The sequence below is a fragment of the Terasakiispira papahanaumokuakeensis genome, assembly GCF_001709345.1.
Lineage (GTDB): Bacteria > Pseudomonadota > Gammaproteobacteria > Pseudomonadales > Halomonadaceae > Terasakiispira > Terasakiispira papahanaumokuakeensis.
The window spans coordinates 3,027,517-3,050,450 of the sequence record NZ_MDTQ01000001.1 but is presented as its reverse complement, the minus strand read 5'-3'; the positions used below and the strand labels follow the sequence as shown (position 1 = coordinate 3,050,450).

The window sequence follows — 22,934 nt, the reverse complement described above, 5'->3', positions numbered from 1 at the left end:
AGAGTAAGGCCAATGCCGTGGAGACTCCGACGCTCGACACGACTCATATTGGTTTTTTGCTACTGCCCGGCTTTTCGATGCTGGCGCTTGCTTGTGCGTTAGAACCCCTCCAGGTCGCGAATGAATTAGCCGGCCGACCGCTTTATCGTATTCAGGCACTGACGCAAGATGAAGCCCCGCTTGAAGAGGCGCGGCACTTGCCAGTCGACAGTTCAACCCCTTTGGCGGTTCAGCCATGCTGCTCCATTCATGCTTTTCATACGCCGTTGGATGTGCTGATGGTGGTCGGAGGGCGTTATCGTCAGTCGACTGATGCGACCGCTTTATTTAACTGGTTGCGTCAGCAAGCCCGGTCCGGTGTGATGTTGGGTGGGATCGCCACGGGGACTCAACCTTTGGCCGAAGCCGGTTTGTTAGATGGTTATCGGGCAGCATTACATTGGCAGCGCGCAGATCATTTTGGCGAAACTTACCCAAAGGTTATTGTGACGCGTAACTTGTTCGAGCTGGACCGGCAACGCATGACCTGTGGGGGGGGGACGGCCTCTATGGATATGATGGTGACTTGGATTGGCGCTCGTTATGGTAAATCGATGGCGGCCAGTATTTCCGAGCATTTTGTGATGGAGCGTATTCGCTTACCCGATGAGCCTCAGCATGTGCCGTTGAAAGCACGGTTAAGCCATGCGCCGATTCATCTCCGTGATGCTGTCGCGATGATGGAAGCGAATATCAGTGAGCCCTTATCAGCCGATGAGCTGGCTCACCATTTAGGTATTTCTCGGCGTCAACTGGAGCGCTTATTTCGTCAACATCTGGATGCGATGCCATCACGCTATTATTTAAATCTGCGTTTACAGCAAGCCCAGCGTTTGCTCCGAGAGACTGCTTGGTCTATTGGTGAGGTGGCGCTTCGGGTGGGCTTTACCAGTGCATCACACTTTACGACCCGCTATCGCAATCACTTTGGTTATCCGCCACGGGAAGAGCGCCAATCTACTTTGTAGGGCTGAGCGAATCATGGTGAGTTAACCGGTCAATCCCTGGACCGGTTAAGGGAGCTCAGTTTAGTGGGGCAGCCCAAGTTGTGAGCGCCACATGTACTCCAAGGTATGAGGATGGCTGACGCCGTAGTGGGCTTGAGCTGATTCCGCATTGATTTCACCTGCCTCTAGACGGTGCCAGGCCCACATTTGGTTGCCGTAGTCGTAGTGCCACCATTCAGTCGGCAAGTTTGTGAAGCCGGCCTGTCGCATGGCGTGATAGAGCAAACGCCGATGATCGCGAGCCTCTTGCTGGGTTGCGGTCAAGTCATCACGACCTTCGAAGGCCGCACTGAATGCTAAAGGGCTGGCCTCATCAAACAAGGTGCCCATGTTCAATAAGCAGCCGTCAGCATCCATTAAGGTGACATCAATGGAGCCGCCGGTGACATGGGGGCTTGGGGCTTTAGGGTCTATGCTGGGCGGCGAGACCAGTTGGCGTGCTTGAGCAATTCGCTGTGCCTCATCCCAATCGGGCTGGGCTTCGGATAGCAGGGCTAAAAAGGTCTCATAAAGAAATTGCTGAACTTTAAACGGGCGCCAGCCGTCAAGTACCACCAGTGTCAGATGATCAGGCAAGTAACGTGTGGCTTCCAGCAGGCGCTGATAGACGCCTTCGCGGATATAGCATTCTGGCATCGTATGGGCAATACCCATTTTAAAGTAAGCCGGCCAAGTGCGGATTTTAGGCGATAGACTGATCGCTTGAAATGCTTCGGCCGATTCATGAATCGGGATCTGGCTGATGGTTTGCCAATCCGGCACCGGTAGGTCCGGGATCGGTAAATCAGTCATGGGTCGTGAACTTAAAGACATTTCAATTAACTCATAAGATTAGGAAGAAACAGCACCATTTCCGGCATTAAAATCAGCAATCCGAGCACCGCGATGGCCACCAGTACGAAAGGCCAAATTGTGCGAAACAGTGTGGTGATTTCCAGTCGACTGACGGCCGCCGCGACAAAGACACAAGCGCCCATAGGCGGCGTGATCAGCGCGATGGTGATGTTGAGCGTAATGATGATGCCCAGGTGAATCGGATCAATACCGGCCTGAGTCGCAATCGGCAGGAAAATCGGCGTCAGCAGCATCAGCGCTGAGACTTCTTCCATGAACATGCCTGTGACAAAGGTAATCAAGCTGAGCATCACCAGAATCAGTAAGGGATTATCGGTGAAGGGGGTCAGCATCATCGCAAATTGAGCGGGCACCTGAGCATAAGACAATAACCAACTGACGACCGAAGCTGCAGCCATGATCATGAAGATGGCAGAGGTCAGTCGTGCCGTTTCTCCGAGTGCTTGCCAGAGCCGTTTGAGCGATAGCTCACGGTTAATCAGGCCCAGCAGAGCAACATAGGTGACGATTAAAACGCCTGACTCGGTGGGTGTGACAAACCCCAGCACAATTCCAAAGACAATCAAAAATGGCGCGATTAAAGCGGGCAGTGCGCCCCACACCGCTTTAATGACCTTCAGTGGCGTCGGTTTTTCACCTGTTGCGGTAATCCCGTGACGGCGAACGTGAACCCAGTTCATGATCATAAAGGCCAGCCCTAACAGCAAACCTGGAATGACGCCTGCCAAGAACAGATCACCTACGGAGGTGTTCGTGAGCGAGGCATATAGAATCATGAAGATGCTGGGGGGAATGATCGGGCCGATCAAGGAGCTGCCAGCGGTGAGCCCAGCGGCATAAGAGGTTGAATAGCCTTCTTTACGCATCGCTGGGACCAACAATGAGCCTAGCGCTGAGGTATCGGCCACGGCGGAGCCATTGACCCCGGCAAAGAAGACGCTGGAGACGACGTTGACATAGCCCAGTCCTCCTCTTAGGTGACCAACCATGGCGCGTGCCAGGGTCATGAGCCGTTCGGTCATGCCGGTCGCATTCATTAACGTCCCCGCCAGTACGAAGAGGGGAATGGCCATGAGGGAAAACGCATCAATGCCCCCGAAGAACTGTTGGGGCAGCATCCGGGGTAGCAGCGATAAGTCGATAAAGGAGAAACCGACAATGGCGGTTGAGATCAGGGCCAGAAAAAGCGGCAAACCGATCAGGACATGAATCAAAAAAGTCGCAAACATGGCCAAAAGCATGGTCAGTCTCCCGTCTCAGACATGGGGCGTTCACTCCAGGGCGGTTGTATAAGGCTAAGCAGCGTCAGGCAGGTGAAGCCGACGGGCAGTGACAGCATCGGGATCATCTTGCTGACGCCTAGGCCTAAGGTTTTAAAGTGGGTCAAGGACAAGGCATAGTGCAGGCTGACCCAAGCAGCGTAACCGCAGAGCAGTACCGTGACTAACCACAGGTAAGTTTCCAAACAGGCGCGTGCTTTGCCCGGGAGTTTGCGCTCTAAAAAAGCAACGCGCATATGTTCATCGATCTGCCAGACAAAGCCGGCACTGAACAACACCGTCGAGATGGTGAGGTAACGGGAAAGCTCATCCATCCAAATGGGTGAATGTCCAATTAAATAGCGGGCCAAGACGCCATAAAGCAAAACCGCAATATTAACGGCGAGCATCACGCTGGCCACGCCGATTAGGAGTTTTCCCAGTCGGAGTCGTAAAAGGCGGAGCATGGTGTCGAATCTCATTGTAGGGCAACGTGGTCAAACGTTTGCCGAGGACGAAGGCGTTACGATTAAAGGGTCGAACCGGTATCAAGGGCGCTAAAATGGCAGATATTGCCCCGCTGCCAAGGCTCAATGACTTGATGAGCGGGGCATATCTGCATGGCCTTATCCATAGGGCTTCGTCCATTGACTCAGCCAAAATGGATTAACGCAGGCCAGCATCTTCCAATGCAGTATCAATCCAGCTGGAGTCGATATTTTGCTCTTTCAGCCATTTCAGATAAGACGGTTGTCCCACTTGCTGGAACTGTGCCATCTCTTCTTTATTTGGGGTATAGACTTCCATGCCTTGATCTTTCAGGTAGGTGATGCGGTTTTCAACTTCCGCCTCAACAGCCTTACGGTTCATTTCAGTCGCTTGGCGCGCAGCATCTTCTAAAGCGGTGCGTTGCTCATCGCTTAGATTCTTGAGTAGATCGCCATTGGCCACCAGAAACTGATCTGAGTACTGAATATTGGCCAGGGTCATGTATTTCTGCACTTCGTACAGGCTGCCCATGATGATGTACATCGGCGGATTCATTTGACCATCGGCCACACCGGTTTTCAGCGCCATATAGACTTCAGTCCAGGGGATCGGTGTGCCTGATGCGCCGAAAGATTCATAAAGCGCTACTTGGCTGGGATCCATCGCACGGAAGCGGAGACCATCGAAATCTGCAGGGCTTTTAATCTGGCGTTGGTTGTTGGTAAAAGCCAGGAAGCCTCCTTCTTCGACAACAGACAGCAGCTCTGTGCCTGTGCGCTCACGCCAGGTTGTTTGGGCTTGTTTCCAGTAGTCCCCTTCATCAAAGAAACGATGTGCAGCGCTGAAGTCATTAAACATGAAGGGGATGGCGCTGACATAAATTTCCGGGAACTGGGGGGCAATTCCGGCAAAAGAGGCGACGTTGAGGCTGGGGGTGTACATCACCTGCTCCATACGCTCCTGCTCTTCTCCCAGCATGCTGTTGGGGTACAGTTTGATTTCCAGGTCGCCGTTCGTTTTGTCTTCAACCAGTTTTTTGAAGTTACTGGCGAACATGTGAACGGCATTTTTATCCGCATCAGGTGCACCGTTATAGCTCAGGTTGATCGTTTGAGCTTGAACACTTAATGCGGTCAGCATACCGCCAACCGTCAGTGCCATGTTGCGTAGAACGCGTTGCTTGAGGCTATTCTTCAGTTGCATATTATTATCGTCTCTTCTGGAGTTTATCCTTAATCGGAGGGGTCCTTCGCCTGGTGACGTCCTTGCATCACCCACTCATACACTAGTTGTTGTGATGTTGACTCTGCAATGTTGCAGGTGTTGCTATTATGTCATCATGACGTGACGCTTTTGCGTTGAATCAGCATATTAGTTCCATCTTCTATTGACCTACATGGTGCGGCGCAGGAATTGCATATTGTGATGGAGGTACTGCATTAGCGTTTGAGCCGCGAGTGTGGGCTCTCTTTGATTGTGGCTGACCAGTCGGGCTTGGGCGCTCTGCATGATGCTGTGATCAATCGGTAGCGCCTGAATCAGGCCGGCTTCGATCTCATCATGAACCGTCAAGCTGGGCATAAAACTGATGCCGATACCTGATGTCACAAAATTTTTTAAGACTGAAACCGAATTGGTGCGTAATTTTGGCATCAATGATGTTCGAGTCACTTCTTCCATGGTGCTGATCAATCGGCCCATGCCGGTTGAGCGATCAATCAAGGCGCTGGGAAAATCAGCGGTTTCTCGGAAATCAACGGGCCCGGCACTTTGTCCCAGCGGATGCCCAGGTGGCACGATCAGGTTTAATGGTTGATCTATTTCAACATGGGTGTGCAAAAAAGGCGCTTCGGTTGAGGCGTAGGTGATGGCAAAGTCGATCTGGAAACTCTCGATAAGCCTGAGAGCTTCACTGGCGCCAGCCATCTCAATGCTCAGCTCGATTCCCGGATATTCTGCGAGAAAATTCTGAAGAGGCTGAGAAATGAGATCGGCAATAAAGCCTTCGCCTACGGCTAAGCTGACTTTCCCCTGATTAAGGTTCTGTAATGCATTCAAGCGCGATAAGGTGGCTTCTTCACTGGATTGCATTTGTCGATAGTAATCCAGTAACTCGCGACCTGCTGGTGTGATCTGGGCGTGAGGTGGGCGCCTTTCCCAAACGGGCATGCCGACGTCTTGTTCAAGCTGAGAAAGTAGGCGACTGATTGCAGACGGATCAACGCTTAAGCGCACCGCTGCTTTACGAAGCGTACCAAAACGGTCGATGGCATTGAGGTATTCCAGCGCACGGGGACTAAAGCGATTCATGGTATTCAGCCGATGGTCGTCAGGAGGATAATCAGTGGCGTTTTACCTTGATGATTGCGTCATTACGGCTTTCCTTAGACGTGCAGATTCATCGTAGGCCGCCCATTTAGACTTCTACTTCTATTTTTTTATAGGGCTACTTTTTTAGACTTCTTAAATTATTGCTTTGAATTTTAAGTGCATCTCCGTCTCGATGATAGCGTATGACACGGCGTCGTCGAGTGTGATGATGTCGTTTTTGTAAGCCTATTATTTATGGCGCCATTATTGATAAAGTGGTGAGCTATCAATGGGTGGCCTCTCCAGTGGTTACCTTCTTAAATGGCTGTTTTCAAGTGGCCAAGTCGCTGATATATAAAAAGCATGTCTCATCCAGACAAGTCTTGTCGCGGCTGTCCCTCTATACTGGATTTCCTAATTGGCGAGGCCTATGGCTTCGCCCATGACTTATTAATGAGGAGAATGTCATGAGCTGGACCCCGAGCCGTGAAGATTTCGACCACTATTTTGTGCCGAACTATGCCCCGCAGCCGGAATTGCTGGTGCGAGGAGAGGGCTCACGTGTTTGGGATCAGAATGATCGAGAGTATGTTGATTTTGCCGGCGGTATTGCGGTCAATGCACTGGGCCACCGTCATCCGGTCTTGATGGAGGCTTTAAAAACTCAAGCTGAGCATATTTGGCATTTATCGAATGTCTATGCCAATGAGCCTGAGATTCGCTTGGCCCGCAGCCTGGTTGAGCATACTTTTGCCGATAAGGTGTTCCTCTGTTCTTCTGGGTTAGAAGCGAACGAAGCGGCATTCAAGTTGGCGCGTCGACATGCTTACCTCAAGCATGGTGAAGCCAAACATAAAATTATCGCCTTCAAACAGTCTTTCCATGGCCGTTCGCTGTTTACGGTGACGGTCGGTGGGCAGGAAAAATATACCGAAGGCTTCCGGCCGGCCCCTCAAGGCATTGTACATGCTGAGTTTAATGATCTTGAGTCTGTTCGGGCTTTAATGGATGACACAACGTGTGCCGTTGTTGTTGAGCCGATGCAAGGCGAAGGTGGGGTCCGCCCTGCTGATGCGGACTTCCTCAAGGGGTTGCGAACCCTATGCGATCAGTATGAAGCCCTACTGGTATTCGATGAAGTGCAAAGCGGTGTTGGGCGTACAGGCGAACTCTATGCCTATATGCACTATGGCGTTAAGCCGGATATTTTGACTTCTGCCAAAGCTCTGGGCGGTGGTTTTCCCGTAGGGGCGATGCTGGCCACTGATGAAGTCGCGCCGAGTTTGGGTGTCGGCACTCATGGCAGCACTTATGGAGGCAATCCTTTGGCCTCTGCCGTCTCTTATGCGGCGCTTGAGTTTATTCGCCAGCCAGAAGTTTTGGCGGGTGTTAAGGAGCGTCATGAGTGGTTCGTTTCGGGGTTGAAGCGTATCAGCGATAATCACGGTGGCCTATTCAAAGAAGTCCGCGGTATGGGGTTATTGATTGGGGCTGAAATGGCTGATCCGTGGCACGGGCGCGCTAAAGATCTGCTGCAAGCGGCAATGGCGGAAGGCGTGATGACGTTAGTGGCTGGGCCTAATATTCTGCGTTTAGCCCCCTCTTTGATTATCCCCCCTTCTGATGTAGAAGAAGGCTTGGCGCGACTTGAGCGTGCGGTTAAACGTTTAGCGAATTGATTGAATAAAGCCCGGCTCTGCGTCGGGCTTTCTCTTTTGATGATGTGTCGGCTTTGAGCGACTGCACGATATACCGACGTGTTAGTTGAGCTGAATGCTGATAATGCGTAAGGAGATTCTCCATGTGGAGCGTGCGGCTGGCGGATTATACTGATTTGCCGGATATAGAACGCTTGGCGTTCAGTGGTGATCCCCCTCTAACAAATTTACCCGCCCATCGTGATCGTTTGCAGGAAATGATCGCGTTAACGCGCGCATCTGTACGCCGAGAGGTGGCTCAGCCTGGAGATGAAACCTATGTCTTCGTGCTGGAAAATACGCGGACCCGTGAAGTTTGCGGCACAGCGTCTATTCGCGCCTTATCGGGAGGGCGATCGGCTTATTACACTTATCGTCAGGAAACGCTGATTCATGCTTCACATCAAATGGATGTGAGGCAAGAAGTGCAGACATTATCGTTTTCTCATGAGCTTTCTGAAGCGACCCAGCTTTGCGCGCTTCATGTCGATGAGCGAGCGCGCGGCAGTAGCGGTGAGCGGTTATTACGCCGGGCGCGGCTGATGTTTATTGCTCAGTTTCGTGAGCGTTTTGCTGACCGTTTGTTTGTGGCTTATCCCGGTTATTTGAACGCATCAGGCGAACCGCCTTTTTGGAATGGGGTGGGTCGCCATTTTATTGATCTGGATTTTGCTGAAGTGAATCGCCTGGTGGGCATGGTCGGTAAGAGCTTCATTGCTGAAGTGATGCCCCCTTATCCATTGTATTTGAATTTACTTTCTCCAGAAGCGTGTGCCGCTATCGGTCGAGTGCATGGTGGTTTTATGTCGCCTTGTGATGAGTTGCGTGCAGAAGGTATGCAGCCTGGGCGTCATATCGATGTGTTTGATGGTGGCCCGATTCTGGAGGCGAATATTGATCAGATGCAAACACCCAGCCGCTGCTCTTGGCACCCTATTCGTATTCGTGAGGAACAATGGTTACCGGATGCCGCCCCCGCCTTGGTGGCCAATCAGGGGTTAGCGGGGTTTCGCTGTGTACTGGCGCGTTCGGCGTTATCGGCTACCGGGCAGTTACAACTCTCATTACCTCAGGCCGAGTGCCTGGGTGTTGGTGAAGGGCGCGCTGTGTTGATGGCCCCTTTGGAATTGCCACAGCTGGATGAGGACATGATGTAATGCGCATTCGATCCATCACCCGACAGGACCTTGATGCGCTTTATCGGTTGGCGAAAGCGACAGGACCTGGTTTTACATCTTTACCGCTGGATCGTGACTTTCTGGCCGGAAAGATTGCCCGAGCAGAGGCTAGCTTGGCGGAGACAGCGCCTGAAGATGCGTTGTATTTTTTTGTCCTTGAGCAAGATGACGGCAAAATCGTTGGTTGCTGTGCCATCGAATCAACGGTTGGCTTTGATCAGCCCTTTTATAATTACCGGGTTGGCAAGCTAACGCAAGCTTCACCGCAGATTGGCATTCGCCAGCAGGTCGACTTGCTGTTTATCAGTAATGATCATACGGGTGATGCTGAAGTGTGTTCGTTATTTTTACTTCCGCAAGCACGTCATGCTCGAGTCGGGCAGCTGTTATCTCGGGCGCGAATGCTGTTTTTAGCGCAATTTGCTGACCGTTTTCCATCACGTGTATTGGCTGAAATGCGTGGACATTTCACTGATGAGGGACGCAGCCCTTTTTGGGAAGCGCTAGGGGCTCACTTCTTTCCCATGGCCTTTGACGAAGCCGATTACCTGACCGGCCAGGGCAAAAAAGGATTTATTGCGGAATTAATGCCCCGTTACCCCATCTATACCGCCTTCTTACCCCAATCGGCACGGGACTGTATCGGACAGGTCCATGCGCATACCCGCCCGGCACTGGCGATGCTGGAAAAAGAAGGCTTTCGTTACGAAGGTTATATCGACATCTTTGATGGTGGGCCGACGATGGAGTGCCGGATTCAGGATATTCGAACGGTTAGGGAGAGTACCCTGTTGCCGGTTGAGCTGGTCGATCCCCCTGATGATGACGAGACGGTTTTTCATGGCCTGGCCGCGACTACAGATTTACAGCAATTTCGGGCGATCCGCACCCGTTACTCACCCACTGCGCAGGCTCAGCCGCTTACTCCAGATGAAGCGCGTCGACTGGATATCGAAGAGGGCGCCTTCGTGCGGGCTGTGGTGCTCTAGTGTTTCGGTTCAGACTCGTGTTTCGGTTCAGAGCGTTTGTGAGTGAGTCTTTATAAATCGTCTTTATGAATGAGTTTTTATAAATGAGTGCTCATGCGTGATTGCTGATGTCTACATGGTGATTGGCGCCTGAACTGCCCGATAAAATGAGGAGATCACTGATGACGGAATCCCCCTTACCCTTGCGCCAACAGCAACTGATTGGTGGGCAATGGATCACCGGTCAGGGTGACACCCTGAAAAAATATGATCCGGTTTCAGGTGTATTGATTTATGAGGCAGCGACGGCATCGCCAGCTCAAGTGAACCAAGCGATCTCAGCGGCGCGTGATGCTTTTTATGAGTGGGCGCGGTTGGATTACGCCGAGCGGGTCGATTTTGTCGAACGTTTTCGGACACGTTTGGAAGCGCGTAAGCCCGAGTTAGCGCACTTGATTGCTCAGGAAACCGGTAAGCCTTATTGGGAAGCGCTAACCGAAGTTGGGGCGATGGTGGGGAAAGTGGCGATCTCACTGAAAGCCTATGATGAGCGCACGCCTGTGCGAGAAAAAGCCATGGCCGAAGGTCGGGCTACACTACGTCACCGTCCACACGGTGTGTTGGCGGTGTTTGGCCCTTATAATTTCCCTGGGCATCTGCCCAATGGCCATATTATTCCTGCACTGCTGGCGGGGAATACGATTGTGTTTAAACCGAGTGAACTCACCCCCGCGACAGCTGATCTCACATTACAGTGTTGGCTGGAAGCCGGTCTGCCTGACGGTGTGATTAATTTGGTTCAGGGTGAAGTCAAAGTCGGTCAAACGTTGTCTCAAGGTGAGATTGATGGCTTGCTCTTTACGGGCAGTGCCCGAACCGGTCAGTTGCTGCATCGTCAATTTGCCGGCCAGACGGGTCAATTGCTGGCGCTGGAGTTAGGTGGTAATAATCCAGTTGTGGTGTTACCTGATGCGGATCCGGCAGCAGCAGCGGTATTGCTGGTTCAGTCTGCATTTATCTCCGGTGGCCAGCGATGCACCTGTGCCCGACGCATTCTGTTGCCAGAAGGTGAAGCGGGCGATCGTTTGTTAGAGGCTTTTTTACGCGCGGTGGATGGCATTACCGTGGGTGGGCAGTTTGATGAGCCTGCGCCTTTTATGGGCGGTGTTGCTTCGCCTCAAGCGGCTCAAGATTTGCTGGCTGCGCAACAGTCGTTATTGGCCGGTGGTGCTCGGTCATTGCGTGAAATGAAACTGCTGCGTGAGGGGACCAGTCTCCTGTCGCCTGGCGTGATCGATGTCACGGGGTGTGATGTCCCTGATGAAGAGTACTTTGGTCCGCTCACCAAAGTGACTCGTTATCGGGATTGGCAAGAGGCTTTGACGCTGGCCAATGATACCCGTTACGGTCTGGCCGCTGGCCTGATCGGCGGCAGCGCAGGGGATTGGGAAGATTTCACCTTGCGCATTCGTGCCGGTGTCGTGAACTGGAATCGCCAAACCACTGGGGCGAGTTCTGATGCGCCTTTTGGTGGCGTCGGGGATAGTGGTAACCATCGCCCGAGTGCTTTTTATGCCGCCGATTATGTGGCTTGGCCCATGGCCTCATTAGAAAATGATACGGCGGTATTGCCCGCCAGCTTACCCACAGGGTTGAACTTCAGACCCTAGGTTACCCCGTTTGTCAGGTGTTCGGGGTGACCTGAAACGCCTGACGCTCGAGCTTGTTAGGGCTGTCAGCGTGTTGAAGTGTGATGGTGAGCAACGTTTGGGTGTTGAGCGCGATATCGCGTTCAAAACCAATGTGAGAAGTGACGTGCTCGCGTTACAATACGACATGACATGACGCCAGAAGGTCGAGTAATGACGTCTTATCTAAAATACCGTGTGCTTGTAAAATATCGTGTAATGCTAAGATATAAAGTACTGTTTAAATATAGCATGCTGCTGGGGTGTGCTTTGTTGCTCAGTAGCTGTGGTCATCTTCAATCTAAACCGCGCTCCTTGATTGAGCTGAAAGACCAAACGCCTTGGACTGGGTATATCAGTGCCTTTCCGAAAGGCTTTAGCTTTAAGCTCGACAAGGTGGCGCGGGTCAAGCTCTCCAGTGAAATCCTGGCCGCTTACGATACGCCTAATCCTGAAGCCCGCCTGTACACCGAAGAAGGTGAACTGGTGGCGTACGACAGTGATGGTACCGATGGCCAAAATTTCGTCATCAACATGATCCTGCCGCCAGGGCAATACAAACTCTGGGTTCAGGATCGGAGCCGCCAAGGGTGGGGACTGAATTTAGAGGGGATTGATCCTTATCACCCTTGTCCGATTGTGTTGGATGTTTTACCGCTTAATGGCACGATGACGGCTTCGAATCCTTAACGTTATTTTGAAGTCCGTTCTCACATGGTGCCTGTCTTATGGTCACCGATGATGTCACTTATGATGAGCGCTAAAGTCCCCCTGGCTGTAGCGCTCTGATTGCCAGACCCTCTGTATCATTTATATGCCATTGATTGATTTGATGCCTGTTTGGCGATCATCGGGGGTTGATCGGCTTGAAGGTGGTAACGTCGTTGTTGATATAGCCAAGCCGGTAATAACGCGTGCGCCAAGGCATCACGGCTTTGTGCCGATGATGCGGTGCCGGTGAGCGTGAGGCTTTGGGTGGTGGCATCATAGCGACCGGCTAAGGCGGGCTTCTCCGGCTGCAAGATGGTCACTGCTTGGCCACGCATTAAGGCCCAATTATCCGCAAACTGCATCATGGCTCGCCCTTGAGCGGCCTGTTGTGATGCTTGTGTCATATCACGCCCTGGCATCGGGTGTTGGCTGTTGATGCCCATCAGTGATAGCAGTGTTGGTGGCAGATCGATCTGGCTGGTAATGCTCTTGATTTTTCGGGGTTGAATATCGGCACCGACAATCAGGCCTGGGATATGGAAGTGTTTAATCGGTACCAGCTCATTACCATAAACTCGAACATCATGGTCAGCGACGACCAAAAACAGGGTGTTATGCCAATAATCCCGTTGCTGAGCTTGGTCGAAAAACTGCCCCAATGCATAGTCGGCGTAACGCACCGCATTGTGCACGCTATGAATGGGGCCTTCAGGTTGAATGCGTCCACTGGGGTATTCAAAAGGTTCGTGGTTACTGGAGCTAAAGACCAGGGTGAAGAAGGGTTGTCCAGATTGAGTGTGCTGCTGTAAACGTTGATCGGTTTTATGGAACAAGTCTTCATCACTGACTCCCCAGCTGCCCGTAAACATTGGGTTTTTATAGTCATTCTGGTCAACCACCTGATCAAAACCATTGCCGGTAAAGAAGCTGCGCATATTGTCAAAATGGGCCTCGCCGCCATAGATGAATTCCGTGTGATAGCCTTGCTGCTTCAACAGATCTGCGAGTGTAAAAAAGTGGCGTTGGGCTAATGAGAGTTTGACAACACTACGCGCTGGAGTCGGCATAAATCCACTGACAACGGCTTCTATGCCTCTGACTGAGCGGGTACCGGTGGCATAGAGATTTTCGAACCACCAGCCTTGTGATTTGAGTGATTCCAGCTCCGGTGTTAAGGCTTGTCCGCCTAGTGATTGAACAAACCCGGCGCCCAGGCTTTCTTCCAGTATGATCACCAGATTTAAGGGCTTCGCGCGCGCGTAGGTGGCGGTTTGAGTATGGAGTGTGGGTAATGATGCGTTCGGGTTAAGCCAAGGCATGTCACCATGACGTAGTGTGGCTAGCATGGCTTGATCCGATAAATGACCATAGATGCTGCTGGAATGAGCCTCGTGTTGTAGGTTGTAGAGCGCAAATTCGACCGACCAAGTGGAGTCTAGAATTAAACTGTTGACCAAAGGGTCTGCGGTGAGTGCAAACATGGCCGGGTTGGCTGGACGGTGTTCTGTGGTTGAGCGAATCATACCGGCCAGCAATAGAATGACCAGCGGCCAAGTCATCAGCAGTCGAATGCTGTGTCCTTTCGGAGGATGATGAGGCAATCGCCGCTTTAGTGTGCGCCATGTGATCATTAAGACGCAGAGTGTGAGTGATAGCCCAAGAATTAAAGGGAGCTTAAACCCGTGCCAAAGTGTTGAGGCGACTTCTTGAGGATATTGTAAGTATTCAATGAATAATCGGTTCGGCCTGAGATCGTACTGTTGAATAAACGCAGGGGTTGAGGCCTCCATGAACGCTAATACGGTTAATGTAAGACTGCCCCAGATGATTAAACTCCAGCGCCATAAGCGCCAGGTTTTGTCGTGAGCAATTAAAGGCGCCAATAGGGCAAGGGGTAATAGCCAAAGCCCCATTTGGATCAGGTCGACCCGAAGCCCTTGGAGTAGCACCGTGGTCAGCGCTTTTTGAGCGATGACGCGATCCCATTGCCAAATCACCAGCCCTAGTCGGCTTAATGATAGAAGAATGATACCGGCGACCAGAAGTCCTACCAGGGGGGCCCAGGGGCGGCAAAGACGCATCAGTGGGGAGCTAATGTTGAACATAAAAGCCTCTATGTCAGATATTCGTCAAATATCTGAAGACAGGTTCAATCAGAGGTAAGCCCCGTTATTTGATCCTGTTTGGACCCTATTCTCGGGGCTTACGGCGATGGCCGCACTTTATGTCGAAGGGCTTAAGGGAGCATTAACGTCGGGGCATATCAGATTGAAGGTGGTTCGCTTGAAAAGCATTAGCGTGGAAAGCCTTAACGTTATTAAGCGCGTTTGCTTGGGTAGAGCTCACTTGAATAGCGCTAGTTTGAATAGCACTAACCTTAAGAGGATTTACGGCCAGTGATCATGGCTTTGACTAGGTTCTCGCGGTGCCGCCAACTGCTGATAGCCACGCCGGCAAGGTGACAGGCGATCAGTAGTAGCATGGCATTGCCAATAAACTCATGCCCTTCTTTTAAATCATGGCTATACAGCTCAGCGATTGCGGTATCGGCCAGTATGCCTTCGCCATGATGCGCCAGCATGATCAGCCCTAATGCCACTTGAATCCCCAGTAAACCGAGCAAGGTGAGTGTCATGAGTCCACCGGCAGGATTGTGGCCGGTATAAGACTGCGGGTGGCCCTGATAGAGGCTTTTTAAATAATCCAATGCTGCCCGTGGGCTACGGACAAAATCGCTAAAACGTGCATGTTGTGGGCCTGCAATCCCCCAAATAATTCTGAATATGACCCAGCTACCAACCACATAGCCACTCCAGATGTGCAGAGGGTTGTCATCTTCACTTGTCAGCCATGCGGTAATGACTGCGGCAGCTAACACCCAGTGGTAAAGCCTGAGTAATGGGTCCCAGACGACAGTGGATGATGGCGTTGTTGACGTTGACGTTGTTGGCGTTAGAGTTGCTGGTCGAGCTGTATGGGGTCTACGAGAAGAGCGCATCACCTGATCCTTTTTTGGTGGTTTGAGCAGGTGATGAGCTTATGAGTGAGAGCTTAACAGAACCTTAGGCGCTGTCTGAACAATGGGGCGTGTCTGGATAGGCGTCTAGCTGGGCATGCAGGCGTTGTTGATGAGCGTGATCAATAAAACTGGCATCTATGGCATTTTTTGTCAGTTGACGCCACTGTGCTTGGGTTAAGTTCAAGGCCTCTTGCACGGCCAGCATATTCTCTAACATATAGCCGCCAAAGTAGGCTGGGTCGTCACTGTTGAGGGTGACGCGGAGCCCTTGGTCCAGGAGTGTTTTGAGGTTATGTTCAGCCATGCTATGAAAGACACGTAACCGGGTATTCGAGAGCGGGCATACGGTGAGCGGCATGTTGATGTCTCGTAGATGGGCGACCAGTGAGGGGTCTTCAACACAACGCACACCATGATCGATTCGGTCGACTTTGAGCAACTTAAGGGCTTGCCAGATATAATCAGCAGGGCCTTCTTCTCCCGCATGAGCGACAATTTTCCAGCCCTGGGCTCTGGCAAAATCAAAAGCACGTGTGAACTTGCTCGGTGGGTTACCTTGTTCTCCAGAATCCAGACCAATACCGACAATACGATCTCGATAGGGCAGTGCTGCATTGAGTGTGGCCAGCGCATCCTCTTCGTCTAGGTGACGCAGAATACAGAGAATCAGCTGTGAGCTGATGCCGAATCGCGTTTCGCCTTCTTTTAATGCGCGTTCAATGCCTTCAATGACAGTGCTCATCGGTATACCACGAGCCGTATGCGTTTGTGGATCAAAGAAGATTTCGACGTGAGTGACGGCTTGTGTGTGGCAACGTTCTAGATAAGCCATGGTCAGCCGATAAAAATCGTCTTCATCGCGCAGCACCTCGGCACATTGGTAGTAAAGATCTAGAAATGATTGTAAGTCAGCAAAGTTATAGGCTTCGCGTAATGCTTCCACAGAAGGGTAGGGCAGAGCTATTTGGTGGCGTTGAGCCAGCTCGAAGGCCAGTTCAGGCTCGAGGGTGCCTTCAATATGCAGGTGGAGTTCAATTTTGGGCAGGTTGGCTAACCATTCGTGCATGACGGTCTCGTTCTGGTTCATGGCATCGGGGGCATCGTCTGGTGTTGATGTGCATGATATCGGTCTCGATGACATCAATCATGAATCAGTGCCATATTGGCCCAGGCCAAATGCCAAGGCAAGCGCTTAGCGTTGAAGTCGAATCGCGACTCTAAGACCGCCCAATGGTGAGGGTTCAAAGACCATTTCACCTTGGTAGCTTTCGACCACGGCGGTACAAATGGAGAGGCCCAGGCCATGGCCACTGCCACTTTCATCGAGGCGCACGCCGCGATGAGTCAGTTGACGGCGTTGTGCTTCGGGGACACCTGGGCCATCATCTTCGATCAGCAGTTGCCACTGCTGGGGAAGCGTTTCAATCGTCAAGTGGACGCGTCGATGCGCATGTCGCCAGGCGTTATCTAACAAGTTGCCAAGGAGCTCCAGCATATCGTCGCGGTCATAAGGCAAGCTTTGATCGGGTAGGGATGAGGTGAATTGAATTTGATCATTATCCATACGTTCAAGTACGGTGACTAATATCGGTATCTCTTGGTGCGGATCAAAATATTGGCCTGGGCTTGGACTTCCGGCGATACGCGCACGACGAAGTTCCCGGTCGATGAGATGACGTAGGCGTTGATACAGCTGTTGAAGCTCTGTACGGCTAGATTCGGGGGCTTGATCCGCTAACCATTGTAATTGCTGGAGGGGGCGTTTGAGCTCGTGGGCGAGATTACCCAGGGCCAGACGGGAGCGTTTGGTTTGCTCTCCAGAGCGTTGTAAGGCCTGTTCAATGGCCTGAACTAATGGTTGAACTTCATCGGGCAAATCATCGGGCATATGGACATCTTGGCCACTGCGCTGATCTTCCAGTGCACGCCGAATAGGGGCGAGCCGAGCAAATCCCCGCATGAGAACGCGCCGTTGTAAGCCCAGCATCAGGAAAATTGAGGCGGTGACTAAGGCCAGGAGTGACAGTTCGAACTGACGCTGATCATCGCGCATTGCCGCAATATCTTCGGCCATCCACAAACTGAATTCACTGTTAAGACGTCGAAACCCTTGCTCCCAAATGAGCCAGTCTTGCTTGGCGGGACCTTGTGCTTGATGGGTTCGATGTTGTCCGGCAGACAGCGTATTTTGCTCAATTTGCTGATCCCATAATGAGCGAGAGCGCAGTTCGTGCCATTCTCCTCCAATCGTGCGGTAACGAATCTGATAGTAATGCCCTGAGCGAACACGGCTGTAGACATCGGGTAAGCGAGAAAAGTTGAGCTGCCAGCCGCCATCAGGCGTTTGTGATAAAGCGGCTATCAGGCTTTGTGCATCATCTTCAAGGCGAGCGAGCACAAAGTCGTGACTCAGCTTTTCAACACCGAAATGGACCATCGTTAATAAACCACCCATGACCATCAGCATGACCCAGAGGAGATGGCGACGCAGTGCCGCTTCTAACGATTGCCCTTGACGAAAACGTGTCATCCTTCGCCTTCCGGTGTTGGCATGACATAGCCTTGGCCGCGCCGGGTTTTAATCACATCACGGCCCAGGCGTTGGCGCAAACGATTGACATAAACTTCCATGACATTGCTGTCACGCAGCTGGTCTTCTTCATAAACATGTTCACTCAAGGCCGTTTTAGACATGATCTGGCCGACATTCAGCATTAAGCAACGTAACAACCGAAATTCAATGGCGGTTAATTCATGTGTGTGACCTGAGGCATCGGTGACGCATTGAGTATCTTGATTGAGATGAATCTTGCCTACCTTGAGCATCGGATCGGCTTGTCCATGATGGCGACGAATAATGGCTTCAAGACGAGCCACTAGCTCTTCGACATGAAAAGGTTTGCCGAGATAATCGTCAGCACCGGCCTTAAGCCCATCCACTTTTTCATGCCAGGCATCTCGTGCGGTTAAAATCAGAACGGGCATATCTCGGCCCGCGGACCGCCATTCTTTAAGGACTTCAAGCCCTGACTGACCGGGTAATCCCAAATCCAAGATCACGCCATCGAGTGTTTCTTCCATGCCTAGAAAGGCGCCATCAATGCCATCATTGGCCACTTCCACTGCGAAGCCGGCCTGCTGTAGGCGAGGACGGAGTTGTTCTACGAGATTGTCGTCATCTTCTACAAGCAGCAGTTTCAAGGGTTAGTCCTCTTCAATTTCTTCACTGATCAATGCCCCGGTTTCTGCATCCAGCTGGATTTCACGAACAATACCGTCGTGATCAAGCACTTCCAGTTCATAGACGACACGGCCATCTTCCCGCTCCAGCTCAAGGTCAAGCAGCTGTCCTCTTAAACGTCTGGGATATAAGTTCAATAGATCATTAAGTGGCATGATCTTGCCGGCAGCGACCAAGGCTCTTGCCTCGCTTTGATCCAAATCATCACCCGCCCAGGCGACCAGTGCATAAAGCGATAATAGCCCAATGCCCAGTTGCGTTATTTTCATTATCAGTCTCCGCTGACTGATCATAAAACGCTGCGGGATCGCTTGATGTTTAAGCTATCGTCGCAGGCTTTATCTCAGTCACAAGTGTCTGTCAGGTCAGACAAGGCCCTTGTCGCTCATTATCAGGGCCTCATTCCACATCATGAATGAGTCATATGATGACAGACATAGCTTAATTCAGGCTGAACCAGGACGTGAAGTCGGTGTGACCAGTAATGCCGCTCGTGCACCGGCTTCAACTTGAGGGTTGGGGAAGACAACCAATACGGGGTCATCACCGACAATGTAAGGCCCTGCAATGTCATCTTCACTGAGGCGGGTACCGGGTTTAAAGGTGGTGAAGTTTGGTGTGTCGTCGGCAAAATGAAACGAGAAGTGGTCGCCTTGACGCATCAGCTCATCACGTACGACAAAATAAGTGATGGCGTCAGGATTATCTGTTGAAGGGGCCGAGCCTTGAATTAATGCACTGAGTAAAGCGCCCATGGGCGCAAGTGGTTCGAGGTCGTTTTGTCCCATCGGCGCCACTTGCCCCAGCTCCAGTGTCCAGGCGGTGGCTTGGTGGTAATGACGACTGTAGTGAGAAAAAGTCCAGCTGTGCTGGTGCTGAACAAGCGCTGCTTGTATGCCCGCAGCAGATAACCAGCCCCACTGGGTGGCTGTTGGCGACGTCCTTTCGGCATAAGGCAATACAGCAAAACGAGGATACTCGCTACGGCGAATCGCTGTGTGAAGATCTAGATGGAGATGGGGATTGGATGGATAGCGCTCAAAAAAATCATCAACTGCACTCATCAGTTCTATCGCACGATGATGTTCCTGAGTTGTGCCTTCTAAGCCACGCTGAAACAGCCGGTTTAAGTTAGTGTCGATATAACGCTGCTGTGCGACGCAAGCCTTAGGGTGACCAAAAATGAGTAAGGTCGGGGCGCCGAGAGTCATTTTTTCGGCATCCAACTGGCACAGTAAGTCGCCCAGTAGTTCCACCGGTGCAGTTTCATTACCATGAACGGCGACCGAAATAACGCTGGCAGGCACTTGGGGATTGATGTGATCAGGTGTCAGCTCTAATACGCCCCAGCAGGGCGTTAACCAATGACCTCCACGGCAACGGCCTTCAGTCGGGAATGGAGCAGGTTCTAAAGTTGCTGGTATCCAATCACTTAGCATAAGCGCCTCATTGTCATGTTAATGAGCCATCGAGATGACTGTTTTTTGGCATGTCTTTGAATGATATCAATATCATCATACCGTCGTTATATGTCGATCTGGTCTCAGTGTGCGCAATGGATAGATGCTTTTAGATCTGATGGCTTATTTGATCAATGATGTTGTATTGAAAAGGTGGTGGCTGGTACTGCGCTAGATACTTGTTGTCACAATACAAAGGGCTTTGGGCTACATTTGCTGATGGTATAGGGGGATCAATACGGTGCATTATTTTATGTCGTGTATTAAATAGTATTGTGATGAATGACCGTTCACCAAGCTGTAGCTGCAGATCTCTGTTGTGAGCAACGCTGATGAGCTGCGCTTCTAGCTATCTGCTCTTCCCGAGACCTCCGCATGATGGTCGCGAATATTTTAAGTAAGAGGATGTACTCAATGAGGCAGTTGATTGCTGGTGGTATAAATCGGGCGCTTCGCCTTTTGGGCTTGAGAAGTCTTGACCGTCAATTCTTATTTTCTTATGCACTGATTTTTCTCATGGCTGCGGTGGCCAGTGTATCGTTATTCTTGAGTATGTCGGTTTCCCCTCAGACGATTAATGTCGCGGGTGCCCAGCGCATGCTCAGCCAAAAGATGACGAAAGAGGTGTTATTACTTGAAGTTGGCGCTGTTGATCAACAGACACTTCAAACAACGATGCAGCGTTTTGAAACCGCTCATCGTGATTTAATGGCGGGTAATCCAGCGAAAAATATAGCCGTCTTTGATGACCCCGTGATTCAACGTCAGATGCAAACGGTTGATCAGCTCTGGCAGCAAATGGCGTCACTCATTAATCGGCAGCTTCAAGATCCCCAAGCTTCGCGTATTCCAGAACTGCAGCGTAACTCGGTCACCCTGTTAAAAGAAATGAACCAAGCCGTCGTCATGATGACGCAAGAAGCTGATGCCACTCAACGCTTGCAGCTTGGTATTGCCTTCAGTTGTGTGTTAGTGATTCTGGTCTTAGTGGTGATGGGGCGTATGTTTGGCATCAGTGTGCTAATGCAGCAGATTCGAGTGCTGCTGAGTGGGCTTGAGCAAGTCGGTAAAGGTGATTTGACTCAACGTTTACCGATCGAGTACGAAGACAATGAAGTTGGTCGAATGTTCTCAGCGTTTAATCGCATGCAGAACGAAATTTGCCATTTACTGCGACAAATACAAGAAACGGCGACTAATAATGATCGTTATACTTTGGAAGTGGTCAGCACGACTCATTCAACGAGCCAAGGTGTTGCGCGTCAGTCTGAAGATTTAGATCAAGTGGCGACGGCCATGAACGAAATGACCGCTACTGTCAGCGAAATTGCTGAAAATGCGGGGCAAGCCGCCGATGCGACCCAGAATGCTGAAGAGGAAGCGCGTAAAGGCAAAACCGTAGTCGATCGTACCGCACATATGCTCAATGACATGATGGCACAGCTTCAAGCCACTGCCGATCAGGTGCGTCAGTTGGAAGCCGAGACTGAAGAGGTGGATAAAGTCTTGGAAGTGATTACGGGGATTGCTGAGCAGACGAACTTGCTGGCCTTAAATGCGGCGATTGAAGCGGCGCGTGCGGGTGACGCCGGTCGTGGTTTTGCTGTCGTAGCTGATGAAGTGAGGTCTCTGGCACAACGGACACAGCAATCCACCGGGGAAATTCGCAGCATTATTGAACGGTTGCAAAACCAAGCCAAAAGTACGGCCAGCGCGATGCAGCAACGGGCTGAAGAAGCCCAGCAAAATGTGGATACCATGCAAGAAGCCACACAATCACTGGAAGCCATTGTGGGGGCAGTGGATGTCATCAGTACGATGAATACCCAGATTGCGACTGCGGCTGAACAGCAAAGCCAGGTGGCTCAGGATATTGATCAACGGGTTGTGCAGGTGTCTTCTGTGGCCGAGCAGACCCGGCAGGATTCAGAGAAAGTTGTGACAGCGTGTAATGATATTCGTCATGAGGCTCAGCAAATGAGTGATCGTATGTCACGCTTCCAACTACCTGCTCAATGATGAAATATTCATCCTACCTGTCAGTGAGTTGATGGACCGTTTGCGTGATTGATTTGAGGAGAAGCCCTGAAGAGGTATGAGTAGGGCTTCTCTACACGTCTTAAGCATTACAGTGTGGTGGATGCTCAAACAACTCACTGCATCAAAGCGTTATCTGTTCGTTGGTCTAATGCAAACCCTTTTATGCCCCAGTATTCCGCTTGGGCCAGTAAATAATGTCGCAGTGCTCGCCGACTGGCTTCTTCCTGTAAGCAATGTTTGACCTGCTGTTGTACCTCCGCGTAGTCAGGTATTGGTGGGGCTAAACGTTCATCAATCCATACGATATGCCAACCGTACCGAGACTCTAGTGGGCGGTCACATAAGCCCTCTGAGAGGTAGGCTAACTGGCGATCCAACTCGGGAACAGTGACCCCTTTTTGCCAGATGCCGAGATCCCCGCCTTGATCTTTGGAAGGGCACGCCGACTCTTTTTGCGCCAGCCACGTGAAATCTTCGGGCGTTTGCTTGAGTTGCTGAATGAATTGATTCGCTTTTTGGCGCTGAGTATCACGTTGCTGCGTCTCTTCTACGGGAGCCGCCAATAGAATATGGCGTAGTTTCAGCTGTAACGGTGGACTAAATCGTTCAGGGTGTGCCGCATAGTAACGTTGGCACTCATGATCGGTCGGTGCCTCAATGGTCAGTGTTTGGTCTAACAATTGTTCGATCGCCGTAGCCTCATCTTCCTCTGGGTTTAACCCTTCGGCTTCGGCACTTTGGTACAGCAGCGCGCGGATGACCAACGCTTGTGCCGCCTCTTGATAGGCCTCGTCCGCAGAGCTGGCCGGATGGTGCTGCATCTCTTGTGCAATTTCATCCTCGGTGATGGTGTGCTGCCCCACTTGAATCGAGCGGGCCGAGCTGGCGAGGTTTTCTAATGGGATCGTATCCATTGCACTCTCCATGAATCCTAATGACTGCCCGTGAATTCGAATAACTGCCCATGAAGACT

Annotated in this window: 20 protein-coding genes; 7 read left to right on the top strand and 13 right to left on the bottom strand. The window is 51.4% G+C overall.

Features of this window, described 5'->3' with window-relative positions; all coding sequences use genetic code 11:
- The first annotated feature begins 17 nt into the window (after nucleotides 1-17).
- On the top strand, nucleotides 18-1,007 hold the full coding sequence (locus BFW38_RS13325; protein WP_245686157.1) for a GlxA family transcriptional regulator: 990 nt from the start codon (nucleotides 18-20) through the stop codon (nucleotides 1,005-1,007).
- Nucleotides 1,008-1,067: 60 nt separating this feature from the next.
- Here the strand turns inward: BFW38_RS13325 and BFW38_RS13320 are convergent, their stop codons facing one another.
- The 5 genes from BFW38_RS13320 to BFW38_RS13300 form a co-directional block, all read right to left on the bottom strand.
- A complete protein-coding gene (locus tag BFW38_RS13320) occupies nucleotides 1,068-1,859 on the bottom strand; it encodes a M15 family metallopeptidase (protein WP_245686156.1) in 792 nt (263 codons plus the stop codon).
- 5 nt (nucleotides 1,860-1,864) lie between these two features.
- On the bottom strand, nucleotides 1,865-3,142 hold the full coding sequence (locus BFW38_RS13315) for a TRAP transporter large permease (RefSeq protein ID WP_068999348.1): 1,278 nt from the start codon (nucleotides 3,140-3,142) through the stop codon (nucleotides 1,865-1,867).
- Between the two features lie 2 nt (nucleotides 3,143-3,144).
- Nucleotides 3,145-3,627 (bottom strand): TRAP transporter small permease, encoded by a 483-nt coding sequence (locus BFW38_RS13310; protein ID WP_068999347.1) that lies wholly within the window; start codon nucleotides 3,625-3,627, stop codon nucleotides 3,145-3,147.
- Nucleotides 3,628-3,826: 199 nt separating this feature from the next.
- On the bottom strand, nucleotides 3,827-4,852 hold the full coding sequence (locus BFW38_RS13305) for a TRAP transporter substrate-binding protein (protein ID WP_084004648.1): 1,026 nt from the start codon (nucleotides 4,850-4,852) through the stop codon (nucleotides 3,827-3,829).
- A gap of 189 nt (nucleotides 4,853-5,041) precedes the next feature.
- Entirely contained in the window at nucleotides 5,042-5,959 is a 918-nt protein-coding gene (locus BFW38_RS13300; RefSeq protein ID WP_068999346.1) for a LysR family transcriptional regulator, read from the bottom strand.
- Between the two features lie 467 nt (nucleotides 5,960-6,426).
- On the opposite strand from BFW38_RS13300, the gene astC reads away from it, so the two are divergent.
- The 5 genes from astC to BFW38_RS13275 all read left to right on the top strand — a co-directional run bounded on the left by astC (nucleotide 6,427) and on the right by BFW38_RS13275 (nucleotide 12,180).
- Nucleotides 6,427-7,638: an acetylornithine/succinylornithine family transaminase gene (gene astC, locus BFW38_RS13295; protein WP_068999345.1), complete on the top strand. Its 1,212-nt coding sequence runs from the start codon at nucleotides 6,427-6,429 to the stop codon at nucleotides 7,636-7,638.
- A gap of 122 nt (nucleotides 7,639-7,760) precedes the next feature.
- Entirely contained in the window at nucleotides 7,761-8,813 is a 1,053-nt protein-coding gene (locus BFW38_RS13290) for an arginine N-succinyltransferase (RefSeq protein WP_068999344.1), read from the top strand.
- Nucleotides 8,813-9,823, top strand: coding sequence for an arginine N-succinyltransferase (astA, locus tag BFW38_RS13285; protein ID WP_068999343.1), 1,011 nt, complete (start codon nucleotides 8,813-8,815; stop codon nucleotides 9,821-9,823). Before BFW38_RS13290 ends, astA begins: the two co-directional genes overlap by 1 nt.
- A gap of 161 nt (nucleotides 9,824-9,984) precedes the next feature.
- Entirely contained in the window at nucleotides 9,985-11,472 is a 1,488-nt protein-coding gene (gene astD / locus BFW38_RS13280; RefSeq protein WP_068999342.1) for a succinylglutamate-semialdehyde dehydrogenase, read from the top strand.
- A 192-nt stretch (nucleotides 11,473-11,664) separates the two neighbouring features.
- The gene (locus BFW38_RS13275; RefSeq protein ID WP_139116627.1) at nucleotides 11,665-12,180 is read left to right on the top strand and encodes a GerMN domain-containing protein; all 516 of its coding nucleotides are present in this window, start codon (nucleotides 11,665-11,667) and stop codon (nucleotides 12,178-12,180) included.
- Between the two features lie 116 nt (nucleotides 12,181-12,296).
- Here the strand turns inward: BFW38_RS13275 and BFW38_RS13270 are convergent, their stop codons facing one another.
- From BFW38_RS13270 to BFW38_RS13240, 7 genes are all read right to left on the bottom strand, one after another.
- Nucleotides 12,297-14,306, bottom strand: a complete 2,010-nt coding sequence (locus BFW38_RS13270) for an LTA synthase family protein (protein WP_139116626.1) — start codon at nucleotides 14,304-14,306, stop codon at nucleotides 12,297-12,299.
- Nucleotides 14,307-14,578: 272 nt separating this feature from the next.
- Entirely contained in the window at nucleotides 14,579-15,199 is a 621-nt protein-coding gene (locus tag BFW38_RS13265) for a cytochrome b/b6 domain-containing protein (protein WP_084004647.1), read from the bottom strand.
- Nucleotides 15,200-15,263: 64 nt separating this feature from the next.
- On the bottom strand, nucleotides 15,264-16,286 hold the full coding sequence (locus BFW38_RS13260) for an adenosine deaminase (RefSeq protein ID WP_068999339.1): 1,023 nt from the start codon (nucleotides 16,284-16,286) through the stop codon (nucleotides 15,264-15,266).
- Between the two features lie 126 nt (nucleotides 16,287-16,412).
- Nucleotides 16,413-17,750, bottom strand: a complete 1,338-nt coding sequence (locus tag BFW38_RS13255) for a sensor histidine kinase (protein WP_068999338.1) — start codon at nucleotides 17,748-17,750, stop codon at nucleotides 16,413-16,415.
- Entirely contained in the window at nucleotides 17,747-18,421 is a 675-nt protein-coding gene (locus BFW38_RS13250; RefSeq protein ID WP_068999337.1) for a response regulator transcription factor, read from the bottom strand. Before BFW38_RS13250 ends, BFW38_RS13255 begins: the two co-directional genes overlap by 4 nt.
- A 3-nt stretch (nucleotides 18,422-18,424) precedes the next feature.
- Nucleotides 18,425-18,730 carry a PepSY domain-containing protein gene (locus BFW38_RS13245; protein WP_068999336.1) on the bottom strand — a complete coding sequence of 102 codons (306 nt, stop codon included), beginning with the start codon at nucleotides 18,728-18,730 and terminating at the stop codon, nucleotides 18,425-18,427.
- Between the two features lie 177 nt (nucleotides 18,731-18,907).
- A complete protein-coding gene (locus BFW38_RS13240; protein ID WP_068999335.1) occupies nucleotides 18,908-19,900 on the bottom strand; it encodes a succinylglutamate desuccinylase in 993 nt (330 codons plus the stop codon).
- Nucleotides 19,901-20,335: 435 nt separating this feature from the next.
- Between BFW38_RS13240 and BFW38_RS13235 the strand changes: the two genes are divergently transcribed.
- Nucleotides 20,336-21,940, top strand: coding sequence for a methyl-accepting chemotaxis protein (locus BFW38_RS13235; protein WP_068999334.1), 1,605 nt, complete (start codon nucleotides 20,336-20,338; stop codon nucleotides 21,938-21,940).
- A gap of 134 nt (nucleotides 21,941-22,074) precedes the next feature.
- On the opposite strand, the gene BFW38_RS13230 is transcribed toward BFW38_RS13235, so the two are convergent.
- Nucleotides 22,075-22,875: a peptidylprolyl isomerase gene (locus BFW38_RS13230; protein ID WP_068999333.1), complete on the bottom strand. Its 801-nt coding sequence runs from the start codon at nucleotides 22,873-22,875 to the stop codon at nucleotides 22,075-22,077.
- Between the last annotated feature and the right edge of the window lie 59 nt (nucleotides 22,876-22,934).

What these genes read in the sequence shown, in the direction of transcription:
- BFW38_RS13320 (WP_245686156.1), bottom strand. Translation starts at nt 1,859, where the DNA reads ATGTCTTTAAGTTCACGACCCATGACTGATTTACCGATCCCGGACCTA.
- BFW38_RS13315 (WP_068999348.1), bottom strand. Translation starts at nt 3,142, where the DNA reads ATGCTTTTGGCCATGTTTGCGACTTTTTTGATTCATGTCCTGATCGGT.
- BFW38_RS13310 (WP_068999347.1), bottom strand. Translation starts at nt 3,627, where the DNA reads ATGCTCCGCCTTTTACGACTCCGACTGGGAAAACTCCTAATCGGCGTG.
- BFW38_RS13305 (WP_084004648.1), bottom strand. Translation starts at nt 4,852, where the DNA reads ATGCAACTGAAGAATAGCCTCAAGCAACGCGTTCTACGCAACATGGCA.
- BFW38_RS13300 (WP_068999346.1), bottom strand. Translation starts at nt 5,959, where the DNA reads ATGAATCGCTTTAGTCCCCGTGCGCTGGAATACCTCAATGCCATCGAC.
- astC (WP_068999345.1), top strand. Translation starts at nt 6,427, where the DNA reads ATGAGCTGGACCCCGAGCCGTGAAGATTTCGACCACTATTTTGTGCCG.
- BFW38_RS13290 (WP_068999344.1), top strand. Translation starts at nt 7,761, where the DNA reads ATGTGGAGCGTGCGGCTGGCGGATTATACTGATTTGCCGGATATAGAA.
- astA (WP_068999343.1), top strand. Translation starts at nt 8,813, where the DNA reads ATGCGCATTCGATCCATCACCCGACAGGACCTTGATGCGCTTTATCGG.
- astD (WP_068999342.1), top strand. Translation starts at nt 9,985, where the DNA reads ATGACGGAATCCCCCTTACCCTTGCGCCAACAGCAACTGATTGGTGGG.
- BFW38_RS13275 (WP_139116627.1), top strand. Translation starts at nt 11,665, where the DNA reads ATGACGTCTTATCTAAAATACCGTGTGCTTGTAAAATATCGTGTAATG.
- BFW38_RS13270 (WP_139116626.1), bottom strand. Translation starts at nt 14,306, where the DNA reads ATGTTCAACATTAGCTCCCCACTGATGCGTCTTTGCCGCCCCTGGGCC.
- BFW38_RS13265 (WP_084004647.1), bottom strand. Translation starts at nt 15,199, where the DNA reads ATGCGCTCTTCTCGTAGACCCCATACAGCTCGACCAGCAACTCTAACG.
- BFW38_RS13260 (WP_068999339.1), bottom strand. Translation starts at nt 16,286, where the DNA reads ATGCACGAATGGTTAGCCAACCTGCCCAAAATTGAACTCCACCTGCAT.
- BFW38_RS13255 (WP_068999338.1), bottom strand. Translation starts at nt 17,750, where the DNA reads ATGACACGTTTTCGTCAAGGGCAATCGTTAGAAGCGGCACTGCGTCGC.
- BFW38_RS13245 (WP_068999336.1), bottom strand. Translation starts at nt 18,730, where the DNA reads ATGAAAATAACGCAACTGGGCATTGGGCTATTATCGCTTTATGCACTG.
- BFW38_RS13240 (WP_068999335.1), bottom strand. Translation starts at nt 19,900, where the DNA reads ATGCTAAGTGATTGGATACCAGCAACTTTAGAACCTGCTCCATTCCCG.
- BFW38_RS13235 (WP_068999334.1), top strand. Translation starts at nt 20,336, where the DNA reads ATGAGGCAGTTGATTGCTGGTGGTATAAATCGGGCGCTTCGCCTTTTG.
- BFW38_RS13230 (WP_068999333.1), bottom strand. Translation starts at nt 22,875, where the DNA reads ATGGATACGATCCCATTAGAAAACCTCGCCAGCTCGGCCCGCTCGATT.